12 protein-coding genes are annotated in these 12,473 nt (G+C 43.3%); 9 read left to right on the top strand and 3 right to left on the bottom strand.

Annotation, left to right across the window (positions count from 1 at the left end):
- Positions 1-74: 74 nt before the first annotated feature.
- From C7Y69_RS07700 to C7Y69_RS07685, 4 genes are all read left to right on the top strand, one after another.
- Positions 75-1,229, top strand: a complete 1,155-nt coding sequence (locus C7Y69_RS07700) for an acyl-CoA dehydrogenase family protein (protein WP_126872309.1) — start codon at positions 75-77, stop codon at positions 1,227-1,229.
- A 47-nt stretch (positions 1,230-1,276) separates the two neighbouring features.
- Entirely contained in the window at positions 1,277-2,407 is a 1,131-nt protein-coding gene (locus C7Y69_RS07695) for an enoyl-CoA hydratase/isomerase family protein (protein ID WP_126872308.1), read from the top strand.
- Between the two features lie 139 nt (positions 2,408-2,546).
- Positions 2,547-3,410 (top strand): putative RNA methyltransferase, encoded by an 864-nt coding sequence (locus C7Y69_RS07690; RefSeq protein WP_126872307.1) that lies wholly within the window; start codon positions 2,547-2,549, stop codon positions 3,408-3,410.
- Positions 3,411-3,434: 24 nt separating this feature from the next.
- The gene (locus C7Y69_RS07685) at positions 3,435-3,992 is read left to right on the top strand and encodes a D-glycero-alpha-D-manno-heptose-1,7-bisphosphate 7-phosphatase (RefSeq protein ID WP_126872306.1); all 558 of its coding nucleotides are present in this window, start codon (positions 3,435-3,437) and stop codon (positions 3,990-3,992) included.
- A 194-nt stretch (positions 3,993-4,186) separates the two neighbouring features.
- Here C7Y69_RS07685 and C7Y69_RS07680 read toward each other — a convergent pair whose 3' ends face one another.
- Complete coding sequence (locus C7Y69_RS07680; protein ID WP_126872305.1) at positions 4,187-5,704, bottom strand: DUF3413 domain-containing protein; 1,518 nt, start codon at positions 5,702-5,704, stop codon at positions 4,187-4,189.
- Between the two features lie 12 nt (positions 5,705-5,716).
- Positions 5,717-5,932 (bottom strand): DUF1414 domain-containing protein, encoded by a 216-nt coding sequence (locus C7Y69_RS07675; RefSeq protein ID WP_013784021.1) that lies wholly within the window; start codon positions 5,930-5,932, stop codon positions 5,717-5,719.
- Positions 5,933-6,091: 159 nt separating this feature from the next.
- On the opposite strand from C7Y69_RS07675, the gene yejK reads away from it, so the two are divergent.
- The 3 genes from yejK to C7Y69_RS07660 all read left to right on the top strand — a co-directional run bounded on the left by yejK (position 6,092) and on the right by C7Y69_RS07660 (position 9,138).
- Positions 6,092-7,156, top strand: a complete 1,065-nt coding sequence (yejK, locus tag C7Y69_RS07670; protein WP_126872304.1) for a nucleoid-associated protein YejK — start codon at positions 6,092-6,094, stop codon at positions 7,154-7,156.
- A gap of 65 nt (positions 7,157-7,221) precedes the next feature.
- Positions 7,222-8,097 (top strand): 6-pyruvoyl trahydropterin synthase family protein, encoded by an 876-nt coding sequence (locus tag C7Y69_RS07665; RefSeq protein ID WP_013784023.1) that lies wholly within the window; start codon positions 7,222-7,224, stop codon positions 8,095-8,097.
- Positions 8,098-8,250: 153 nt separating this feature from the next.
- On the top strand, positions 8,251-9,138 hold the full coding sequence (locus tag C7Y69_RS07660) for a M23 family metallopeptidase (protein WP_013784024.1): 888 nt from the start codon (positions 8,251-8,253) through the stop codon (positions 9,136-9,138).
- A 206-nt stretch (positions 9,139-9,344) separates the two neighbouring features.
- Here C7Y69_RS07660 and C7Y69_RS07655 read toward each other — a convergent pair whose 3' ends face one another.
- Positions 9,345-11,129, bottom strand: coding sequence for a M61 family metallopeptidase (locus tag C7Y69_RS07655; protein ID WP_126872303.1), 1,785 nt, complete (start codon positions 11,127-11,129; stop codon positions 9,345-9,347).
- A 130-nt stretch (positions 11,130-11,259) separates the two neighbouring features.
- Between C7Y69_RS07655 and C7Y69_RS07650 the strand changes: the two genes are divergently transcribed.
- Both C7Y69_RS07650 and C7Y69_RS07645 read left to right on the top strand, forming a co-directional pair.
- Positions 11,260-11,943, top strand: coding sequence for a PilZ domain-containing protein (locus C7Y69_RS07650; RefSeq protein WP_013784027.1), 684 nt, complete (start codon positions 11,260-11,262; stop codon positions 11,941-11,943).
- Between the two features lie 57 nt (positions 11,944-12,000).
- The gene (locus C7Y69_RS07645) at positions 12,001-12,462 is read left to right on the top strand and encodes a DUF962 domain-containing protein (RefSeq protein ID WP_013784028.1); all 462 of its coding nucleotides are present in this window, start codon (positions 12,001-12,003) and stop codon (positions 12,460-12,462) included.
- The last annotated feature ends 11 nt before the right edge of the window (positions 12,463-12,473 follow it).

The following is a 12,473-nucleotide window of genomic DNA, read 5'->3' as shown; positions in this document are numbered from 1 at the left end:
CTACCCAATGGCTGTGTTCTAGTTGATACAGTTCATAACAAATTATCAATTTATTACCCAGAAGGGCAAGCAATATGAATTTCGACCTTTCAGATGATCAACTCGCCTTTGAAGAAACCGCTCGTCAATTTGCGATGCAGGAATTTGCACCCCATGCTGCACAATGGGACAGAGACCATCACTTTCCCGTCGAGGCCATTAAAAAAGCGGGTGAACTAGGTTTTTGTGGTTTATATACTCCTGAATCAGAAGGCGGGCTGGGATTATCGCGCCTTGATGCATCTATTATTTTTGAGCAGCTTTCCATGGGGTGCACTACCACCACTGCCATGTTGACCATTCACAACATGGCCACGTGGATGATTGCTACTTGGGGCCAAGAAGCGACTAAAAAGCAATGGTGTGAAGTACTTGTATCAGGGGAAAAACTGGCTTCTTATTGCTTAACCGAGCCCGGTGCTGGCTCAGATGCTGCTTCATTGAAAACTAAAGCTACGCCAGTAGATAATGGCTATGTGCTCAACGGCGCAAAAGTGTTTATATCGGGCGCAGGCAGTACTGACGTATTAGTGGTAATGGCAAGAACCGGTGGTGACGGCCCAAAAGGGATCAGTGCGTTTGCTGTTCCCGCTGATGCCGACGGTATTATTTACGGTAAAGCGGAAGAGAAAATGGGCTGGAATGCACAGCCAACCAGAATGATTACTTTTGACAGCGTGAAGGTTGATGCGTCGTGTCGTTTAGGTGATGAAGGCCAAGGTTTTAAAATGGCTATGCAGGGGTTAGATGGTGGGCGAATTAATATAGCAACATGCTCCATAGGAACGGCGCAACAAGCGCTTAATGTGGCCAGGCAGTATCTCACTGAACGTGAGCAATTTGGAAAACCCATTGCTACTTTCCAAGCGTTGCAATTCAAATTAGCAGATATGGCAACTGAATTGGTTGCTGCCCGTCAAATGGTGAGAATGGCAGCTAGTAAGCTTGATAGTAAACATGCTGATAGCAGTACCTATTGCGCAATGGCGAAACGATTTGCCACAGATGTAGGTTTTAAGGTGTGTAACGACGCGTTACAGTTGCATGGTGGATACGGCTATATCAAAGAATATCCGTTAGAACGTCACGTAAGAGATGTACGGGTACATCAAATATTGGAAGGCACAAACGAAATTATGCGAGTTATCATCGGTAGGCGTTTGCTAAGCGATGAAAATAGCGTTCTGTGATAACAGGCTTGATGAAAAAGAAGAGTTGATGCTACAAGGAGTAAAAAGTGGAACATACAAAATCTGTAGTGATTGTTGAAGAAATCCCAACACAGTCAGGGCATACGATGGGCGTGCTTACCCTAAATAAGCCCAAAGCCCTAAATGCGTTAGATTTAGAAATGGCGAGTTTGTTATTAGACGCACTACAAGCATGGGAAAATAGAAGCGATCTTGTTTGTGTCGTATTAAAAGCGGCAGGGGAAAAAGCATTTTGTGCTGGTGGCGATATTGTCTCTATGTACAACGCAATGCTTGAATCGAATGGCGAAATTCCTGATTTTCTAGCTTCCTTTTTCCGTACCGAATATACCCTCGATTATACAATTCATCATTACGCCAAACCCATTATTGTGTGGGGCTCTGGTATCGTTATGGGCGGTGGAATGGGATTAATCTGTGGTGCAAGCCATCGCGTAGTCACCGAAACGTCTCGTCTTGCTATGCCTGAAATAACCATTGGATTGTATCCTGATGTAGGAGGCAGCTATTTTCTGCCACGCTTACCAGGCAAAACTGGCCTTTTCTTAGGACTTACTGGCGCACAAATGAATGGCTCAGACGCCTGTTACGTAGAATTAGCTGATGTATTAGTGGCGTCTGATCAACAACCCGCCATGTTTGACGCTCTTCAGAGTTACTCGTGGAAACTCGATGATGAAACCGATTCACTTAACGGGCAAGTTACCACTATTTTAAACGGCCTTAACACGCCAGAAAATGAGCTTGTAACAAATGTAGAGTCTCACCGATCCGTTATCGAGAAATGGTGTGAACCCGATAATGTAACCGATGTGGTGAATAATTTATTATCAGCAGATGTAAGCGAAGATAAGTGGTTAAGTCGGGCCCAATCTACATTGGCTAAAGGGTCACCTATAACGGCGCATTTAGTATTTGAAGAGTGCAAACGTGGGGCCGAGTTGTCTTTAGCTGACTGCTTTCGTATGGAGGCTATTATGTCTTGTCGCTGTGGTCAACACGGAGAGTTTCAGGAAGGCGTACGTGCATTGCTAATAGAAAAAGATTTATCGCCTAAATGGAAATACAAGAGAGTGGAAGATGTGCCAGAAGAGGTGGTTGCATCCTTCTTTGACTCGCCCTGGACCAATGAAGCCCATCCATTGGCTGATTTATAGCCACGCTTTTTTGTGTGAGCCTTACTTTACCTTAAACACTTTCACAACCTAGTATCAAGGCTGAAGCAGTCACGACACCGGCAGCGAAGTTTGATAAACTCGCTGCCAGTATTAGACAGTTTACAGTGGACTCTTTTTTATGTGGCAATGCCCACTTTGCCGAAGCCCAATCGATATTAGCGCCTCGGTCATTCAATGCAGCAATAACCATAGTTTTGACAAAGCGAAAGCAGGCTACGTTAACCTTCTTCCCGTACAATTTAAAAACTCTAAGTCACCTGGTGACGACAAAAGTATGGTTCGCGCTCGAAGAGAGTTCCACGACCTCAATGGTTATGGGCCATTAAAGCAACGCATGACCGATATAGTGGCGCAGTATTACATCGGCACCCGTAAGAGTGGAAATACCAGTATTAATGAGAAAGCAGAACTTGCGATCTACGATGCAGGGTGCGGGGAAGGGAGTTATTTAAACGCCCTAGTAACCGGTTTAGAAGCCAACGGTATTAACACATCTGGCAGTGGTAGTGATATCGCGAAAATTGCAGTGGAATTAGCAGCAAAAGCGTATAAACCGCAGCAATTTGTGGTAGCCAGTAGCTTTGATTTGCCCATTGAATCAAATACGCAAGATGTTGTAATTCAAGTTTTTGCCCCCGGTAGCAGTGAAGAGTATGCACGGGTGTTAAAAGCGGGTGGGCTCTTGCTTACCGTGGACCCTGCACCCATGCATTTGTTCGAGTTAAAGTCGCTGGTATACGACAACCCCGCAAAACATGCTGTAGAAAAAGAACAGCGGGTGGGTTTTGAACAAACTTTGGATGAAACCGTCAATTACCCTTTGCATTTCGATAACGATGAACAAAAAATCGCGTTGATAAAAATGACGCCTTATTACTGGCGTTTACCTCCGGATAGATTGGCTGTCATTGTTGAAAAGCTAAACCACGTCACCGTTGATTTTCGTGTTCAAGCTTGGCTAAAAATGCCAGAAACCGCTTGAATGCAGTTGAAGAGATAGCACAACATGGGTTCACACACTGTTAAAGCCTTATTTTTAGACCGTGATGGCATTGTAAATGTCGATCATGGTTATGTGGGCCACTACGAAGATTTTGAATATGTAGACGGCATATTCTCGCTAATAACGCGTTTTGAAAATGCAGGCTATAAAATTATCATCGTTACCAATCAGTCGGGCATTGCACGAGGCTTGTATTCTGAAGATGATTTCAAGGCATTGATGAGCGCTGTTCAGCAAGACTTTTACCAAGCCGGAATTGGTAAAGTTTCTGTGTATTTTTGTCCTCATCATCCAGAACATGGCATTGGCACTTACAAAAAACAGTGTGCGTGCCGCAAACCTAATCCGGGCATGCTAATACAGGCCGCAGAAGAACATTCTATTTCACTACCTTTAAGTATCATGATTGGTGACAGTTGGCGAGATATACAGGCAGGGCAAGAAGTCAGTTTATCTCACTGTTATTATGTTTCTAGCAAAGCCCCGCCGCCCAATGCTGAATTAGAAAATGTTACACAAGTCACTTCTTTGAATGATATACCTGTGCCTAGTAGCGTATAGATCGCATTTTAGCTTCATGCTGGCTAACAGCTAACAGCTAACAGCTAACAGCTAACAGTTAAACCGTTCATGATGAGGGTACCTAGATTGAAGAGAAAACCGTGCAGTACTCAATCAGCATTTACATTGGGTGTGGAATAAAAAAGAATTTGAAAAGATACAAAAAAGGCGCCTAATTTGGCGCCTTTAACATCTTAGTTTTGATTAGAAAACCGAGATAAGTGTTTGATGGCTTGACTCAATAAATCAACGTTAAGCGGAGCATTGCTGCGCTTGCCTGTAGCAACATCAGTAATTTCATAACTTCCGTTGCTTAACACATCAGTACGTTTTCCATTATGGAACACTACAATACGCTCACCAGAGGTACTTACTAGCCATTTACGACTAGGGTTCAACAAGTTTTGACCTGTGGAATAGAAGGTAGTAGGAGCTGCGCATCCAAGGGCATTCATAATCGTTGGCGCCAGATCTTCAGTGCTCGCAATATCAGCACTTAGCGACATGTTATTGTACAGCATGCCTTGTGAACTCTCATTACCGTAACCGGTAGCAATCATCACCTTGTTGGACTGCAGCATATCTTGCGTCACATAGCCCTCAATCACAGATGCAGGTAAAAATGCTATGTGTAAGCCATTGTGATTGTTGGAAAGGGGCTGGCGATAACTTTTAAACAAATCGTCAGGCAAACTTTCATCAAAATGAGTAGAGACAGGCATTCCTAGACCAACCGGCAAGGCTAGTAGCACAGGGCGTTTTTGGCTTAATGAGTCTTGGTAAATTTCTGGCACACCAAACAAGGTGGTAGTAATCAACCCTCGTAAACTACTGGCGGTAGAATGATAGTTTTCTAACGCATTAAGCCCAAGTGTGTCGATACCAGAAATAGGGGCATCATCAATCTGCACTATCACTGTCATGTTTATACCGGAATCTATAGAGCAATAAACCGGTTCCGCAGGATAGTTAATATTATGAATATCAGTATTAAACTGCAGCTGTTTACGCTCTTCATAAGCGGCTAAATCAAGCAACCCATAACGGGACATAGTCGTTTTAGCGGTAGCCGGATACGACAGCGGGAACATATTATCTTGCTTGATGATAGGCTGATACAGTTCGGCATCGGCCCATACATGCACCGCATGGCTGGTGACAAAGCACACCACGAAAAAGCTGGCTACCGGTACGCCAATTTTATGCTGTGAAAAGCGCTCAACTCTTTTCCATATGGCATTGGCAAGCACAAGCTGAAAGCCTAGCCATACTAAAAACAGCATGAATAAATAGGCCCACTGTTGCCAGTAGAACTCACTAATTTGTGTTTGTGCTTCGGTTTTAAGCAAGTCAGCAGCGTGAAAGCTGATATGAAACCCAGTGCGATTAAATAACAACGCATCGAATGCTAACAAGGCAAGCCCAACCGCTGCAATAATAGACGCACTGGCTTTAATTGCCCTTGGGTTGGTGGCTAAATAGCATAAAGGCAAAATAAAAATGACAAAGCCAAAAAAGGTCATAAAGCCAATATGGCCCAACCAATTGGTCAGTAAGTAAAGCGTGCCCACGCCCGTGCCTGGCATGGGTGAAGAAAAAACAAAAATTGATGCAATAACAATGGCTATTAGTATATTCGCTAGCGCGAACCAATGGCCCCAATTAACTAGTTTCGTCACTCGCTGGCGGCGAGGAGATTCGGCTAAAATCATAAAAAAGCCTACTTAACCTTGAACACTCTTCTTGAGCACATTAGCAAACTGATCTGCCATGGCTTCGCGTTTGTCAGGACTAACCTGAGTCTGTAAAATATGGGTAATCACATTACCTAATACCATTAGCGATAAATCTCTCCCCGCATCGTTTTCTTCGAGGGTTAGAATGACTTTATTCATTAAGGTTTCAAATTCAGCATTGGTATAACGACTGTTCTGGGGCACTGTTACGCCTCTTTTTCATGATTTCTTTGATAAAAAGAATGGTTTTACTCGTAAAATGATTATAATCGTTGTTTGAGTGATAACAATCATTCATTCTAAAATCCCGCAATTCCGTTAGTTTTTCTGACATTTTTTAAGCAACAGGACACCCTAATCGCTATGAGTGCACTGATTCATCACTTTGTTGTACACCGTTTAGTCGTTAATAACGAGGATAAAATAGAAGCTATCCCTCGTGACAATTGTTTGGCAGTAACGCCAGAAATTGAGCTTCTGGCACACCAAATCAACCACAGCTTTAATGCCAAGCCGGGCAAAGGAGTTGGTCACTTTGTTTCGCAAAGTGATGAAGAAAACACTGATAACGTTGCAGAGTTTTCCGAAGGTCTAAAAAACTACCTAGCGCAGAAAAAAGCGGGCGGCGACAATTTAGAAGAAGCATTTCATAGCTTTTCGTTATCAGCCACTAAGCGATTAGTGAAAACGTTAATAGATACGGGCACTGTAGAAACGGGGTTTCTTATTTTTTGCCAGTATGAGTTTTTGGCGACGCAATATTTGATGATTGCACTGTTAAATACGCGATCTCACGTTGAAGTAACCAATTCACTGGATTTGTCTGCTCGAGAGCATCTAGATTTGGCGCGCATGCAACTCGCGGTTCGCATCGACTTAACCCAATGGGATATACAACCAGAACAACAGCGTTATGTCAGCTTTATAAAAGGTCGTATGGGCCGTAAAGTTTCTGACTTCTTTATGCAATTTGTTGGCTGCGAAGAGTTGGTTGATGTAAAGCAGCAAAACAAGCAGCTGATTTCATCTGTAGATGCCTACTTGGCCAGTGAGTCGTTAGACCCGCAAGAGCAACACCAGCACCGTGAAGAAGTGAAAACGTATTTCAAAGAAAAAATAGACGCAGGCGAAAGCTTGTCGGTAGATGAGTTGGCGAATAGGCTGCCTTCAAACGAAGAAACTAGCAGCAACTTTTCTTCATTTACTCAGTCTATGGAAGTACCGCTTGAAAAAGAAATTCAGCCAGATCCCGCTGCGCTAAAACAACTCGCGAAATTTACGGGGCAGGGCGGCGGCGTATCGGTAAGCTTTGAGCGCAAATTGATGGGCGATCGGGTATTTTACGACCCTGCCACCGATACCTTAACGATTCGTGGTATACCCCCTAATTTAAAAGATCAGCTTAATCGCCAATCTTCTATGGACTAATCACTGCGTTTAACACGTAAAAAACGTATACTAACAACAGAAAACGAACACGATACAAGGGTGTCATGCAACTATTTGTAAACGATTTGACAGTAATGGACTTTTCTTACCTTTGCCCTAAGCGCGGTATGGTAGGTGAAAGCTGGATTGTCGATGTAATCCTAACCGGTGAACTTAACGAAGAAAGTATGGTTCAGGATTTTGGTATTGTTAAAAAAGATCTTAAACGACTGATTGATGAATATGTCGATCATAAATTGCTTGTGCCAGCAGAATATGCGGGCGCAACAGTTATTCACGATGACGTGAATGAACAGGTTGAAGTGCGCTTTACTTGTGAAGACAGCCGAGAAATCATGCTTCGCTGTCCAGCAGAAGCCTATGCCTTTTTGTATTCAGATGTGGTTACCATGGAATCGGTGAGCGTTTACTTAAAAGAGGTGCTTGCCACCCACTTGCCAGAAAACGTTGATAACATAACTTTAAAGCTGCGTACCGAAGTTATAGAGTCGCCGTTTTATCATTATACCCATGGGTTAAAAAAGCACGACGGAAACTGTCAGCGTATAGCGCATGGTCATCGCTCTCGTATTGATATTTACCTCGATGGTAAAATAAGCGAACAAGAACAAGCCTATTGGGCGAACCGTTGGGACGATATCTATATCGCCACTACGGAAGATGAAATAGCGTATGAAGATCGCAAAATAACCGGTTCAGTCGCTACCCCTAGCGATTATTTCTCGTTTGCTTACGAATCATCACAAGGCTATTTTGAGTTACTTATTCCTAAGGCCGATTGTGAAGTGATCACTACAGATTCAACGGTGGAATGTTTAGCTCAGTACTTGTTAGTTGAGCAAAAGAAACGCACTCCCAACAATCATTGCCAAGTAGTGGCGTATGAAGGTGTGGGTAAAGGCGCCATGGTGTCTGACTAATTACTTCATTTTTGTTTAAGTATGGTAGGCAAAATCGGGTAAAGGCTATTGGCAAGCTTAGAATAAAAGAACGGCACAAGCGCTGCATAAGTACTTTATAAATTCAGCATCGATGCGAATCAAGTGTGATTAAAGTGCGAGAAAGGAGTAGTAATGAGTTCTAGGGTTAAGGGTGTAGAGTCTGTCCAATCTAGTGTGATTAACTCACTAAAAGTCGCAGCACGTTCTGCTGGCATGTCAGTCTTACTATTGTTGGGTGGTAGTTTAACTGCTGTTCACGCGCAGCAAGATGGGATAACGCTAAATGGTACCCTAACACAAGGGAGTTTGATAAGAGGGCAAGTTGCCCCTGATGCAATTGTTACCCTTGATGGAGAAACATTAGCGCTTAATAGCGAAGGCAAATTCGTGTTTGGTTTTCCTCGTGATGCAAGCCTTTCTCACACGCTTAATGTTGAACTTCCCGATGGCACCACATTAGTACGGGATATTACCCTCACTAAACGTGAATACAACATTCAACGTATAGATGGGCTTGATTCTAAGATGGTGACACCGCCAAAAGCCGTGCTTGAAAGAATTAGGCAAGACAACGTTAATGTGTCGATTGCACGAAGTAAAGTAACCGATGCCGACGCATTGTTTACCCGATTTGAGTGGCCAGCGAAAGGGCCGATAACCGGCGTATACGGAAGCCAGCGTGTATTGAATGGTGTGCCAAAATGGCCACACTTTGGCGTTGATGTAGGTGGGCCAACAGGCGCGCCAGTTACCGCGCCCGTTGAAGGCACAGTAACCTTGGCAGAAGATTTATATTATTCAGGTAATACGTTAATTCTTGACCATGGAATGGGCGTCTTTTCTACTTTCCTTCACTTAGACTCTATCACTGTGAAAGTTGGCGATACGGTAGCGCAAGGCGAGCAGATTGGTACCATTGGCGCTACGGGTAGAGCAACGGGGCCACACCTAGATTGGCGAATTAACTTAGGCAAGATGCGTCTCGACCCACAGACGGTAGTGTCGGGAACCCCAGAATAGAGCGGGAACCCCTGAATAGAGCGGGAACCCCAGAATAGAGCGGGAACGCCTAAAAAGGCTAACGGCTCCGGCCATCGCCTTAAAATTAAAAGGGCTACCCAACACGGTAGCCCATTTTTGTATCTACTAGTATCCAAACGTATTTGCGATTCTTCAACAGCGCTAATCTACATAAGCAAAGATTAATAAAGATTAATTAAGAATCGCTAGTTAAGCCCCAACCATGCCGAAAATTTGCGCTCATCCGCTATTGAAAAGTTGCACACATCTTCTCGTGCATTTCTAATATCAAGATCGCCTGTTAACAATCGGCCATCTCGAATAAGTGAAAGGCTAACTTGCCCGGTATTTGTTGCATCTAATATACGTTGTAATTTCGCTTGGTTCACCACAAAACCATTTACGGCAATAATGATATCGTTAACCATAATACCCGCGTCGGCAGCTGCTAGACCTTCGAAGACTTGAGTAACCGTTAACCCTAACGGGGCAGGTTTGCAGTTAGCACCCAATTGTCTTTTCATACCCTCGGCGCTTGTTTTGCCACCTTTATCGTCAGCTGATACTTTAGTACGGGTGAGTAATTCAACGCCAATGTTCGACAACCAATTCTCTAACGGCACATCTTTCGTACCGTAAACCACATCAGCAAGATAGTCAGAAATATCAATATCAAAATCTTGCTTACATAAAGTGGCAATGACATCGTCGGGCGTGCCTTTTTCGTCTCGGCCGTACTGATCCCATAAATGACGCATTAGCAAATCTAAGTTGATTTCATTATTTGATTTTTCACGTAGTAACAAATCTAGTCCGAACGCAATAATGCCGCCCTTGGTGTAGTAACTAACAATCGCGTTAGTAGCACTGGCATCTTGCTTATAAAATTTTGTCCATGCATCAAAGCTGCTTTCTGCTACCGATTGTTTGAACCTGCCCGCATTTTGCAGCAGGCGCGTTATATTTTGCGACACAATGTCTAAGTATTTTTGTGGGCTGATAGCGCCTACACGCGCTAAGGTAACGTCATCATAAAAGCTGGTAAAGCCTTCATAAATCCACAGTTGGTTGGTATACGTTTCTTTTTGCAAATCAGGCTTAACCATTACCTCTGGTTTAATTCGCTTAACATGCCATGTATGGAAAAGTTCGTGGCTGCACAAACTTAAAAACGTAATGTAACCATCGGTTTTGGTATCGCTTTCGCCCACCATGGGAAGGTCGAAGCGGGGAAAGAGTAGAGCGGTGGAATCACGGTGTTCTAAACCACCAAAGCCAGTATCTGCCAACAAGGTCATAAACAAATAACGTTTAATAGGCTGCGGATCGCCAAACAACTGCATGTGATGCTTACAAATTGGGGTTAAGTCATTGGCAATGCGCTCTATGTCGAGGTTATTTCTGCCAGAGAATAACAACTCGAAGGTAACGCCTTCCACTTCAAAGTTGTGAAAGTTACATACCCCAATATAAAGAGGGTGATCGATAAACTCAGCAAAGTCTGCCACTTCATATTCCCAGCTATCTGGCATATCGTCAGTCATTGGCATACTGGTATAGGCACGCCAATTCGCCACCGCGGGTTTAATGATTTGTAATTTACATGGTTGTTGTTCAAAGCCTTCAACGCTAAGAAATGCACTAGTGCCGTTTATAAAGGCATATTCGTCGTTAATAAACGCAGAACGCACTGATAAGTCGTTGGCATGCACCCGATAGGTAATAGTGACTGCCTCACCCTGAGTGTCGACTCGCCAGGTTTGCTTATCTAACTTAGCGCATGCAATCGGTTCGTTAGATTCAGTATTCTTAGCTGCTAACGACACTATATTTTTGGCAAAGTCTCTTACCATGTAGCTGCCCGGGATCCAAGACGGTAACGTGAGCGATAAGCTTTGTGATTCGTGAGATGGCACAGTTAACGTTACATCAAATAAATGTTGTTGCCACGAGTAAATCGACAATTGGTAGTGAAGTGAAGCGTTATTCATGGTGACCTTTATAAAAAATTATTCGTATCATAAAAAATATGGCGACATCATGCCTGATAGAGAAGGTTTTGTCAGCCGACACAAAATTGGTTACATTTAGCGTAAGTATAATAAGAATGTTCTTAAATACATGTCAGAAAATGCAGTAAGTAGTCAACTTAACCGAGAAGACGTCGATAATTTGTGTGCCTTACCACCTGGTGCAGTGGTAGATTTACAAATTACAACACCAACGGCACCTAAGCGGGTGAAAACTGCTTATGTAGGTATGGAAATGGCCACCTGCATGATATTCCAGATCCCCACTTCTGCAAAATGGATAGTGGTAAGAGACTTATTGACGGTGGGCAACGACGTTGTAGTGCGCTTTGTACTGGAAGGCGATGCCGGGCAGGTCATAGCGTTTAGGGTAAAGGTACTCAAATTATTGGCTAAACCCTCAGGGTTGTTGATTACCAGCTTTCCTCGTCGAATCGAATCGATAGGCCTTCGTGCCAATAAGCGGGCGCAGCCTGGTATTGCGGTTAAAGTCTCCTGTGAAGCTTTTCCTGAGTCTGAACATGTGACCGGTATTATAGTGGATATTTCTAACGATGGCTGCCGCATAGCCTTACCTCTTAAGCCTGAATGGCCAATCATGATTGATGAAACTAAAATTGCATTAGTTTATTCAACTGATGGTAAAGAGGCCACGTTGAATGCCACTGTTAAAAATAACCAGCTAGAATCAGACTTTGTTTATTATGGCTTGAAATTCGATAGCGACGACGATGCCGTCAATGCGCTGTTAGCAGGCCATACGCTAATTAGTTAATACGATGTTCACAACAAAAAAATAAAACAATTATTATAACAATAAGTGGAATTTGCTATGAGAACGATTGAAAAGCTATTACTGCAATATAACGAAAGCCATCAAAATAAAACCAATGTGCTTATTCATGCCATTGCGGTGCCCAGCATCTATTTTGTCACTTTAGGACTTATTTGGGCCGTACCGGTGCCCGATTTCATTGCCGATTTCAATGTGACGTGGGCGCATATTATCGCCATTCCAATCCTATTTTATTATTTCAAATTGTCTGGGCCAATTGGCGCGGCCATGACACTGCTTACCATAGCTTGTTTCGGTGGTATTAATTTGATTGCCTACTATGGCGTAAGTGTTTGGCTGTTCTGTCTATCACTGTTTATTGTAATGTGGATACTGCAATTTATAGGTCATAAAATTGAAGGTAAAAAGCCCTCATTTTTAGAAGATCTTCAATTTTTACTTGTGGGTCCTGCATGGTGGTGGATGCATTGGCTTAAGAGATTGAATATTAGTTATTAGTTGCAGTCACT

The organism is Alteromonas sp. KS69, from assembly GCF_003989595.1.
In the GTDB taxonomy this organism is placed as follows: domain Bacteria; phylum Pseudomonadota; class Gammaproteobacteria; order Enterobacterales; family Alteromonadaceae; genus Alteromonas; species Alteromonas naphthalenivorans.
Note: the sequence above shows the minus strand (reverse complement) of the source record. Positions and strands in the feature narration are given on the sequence as shown.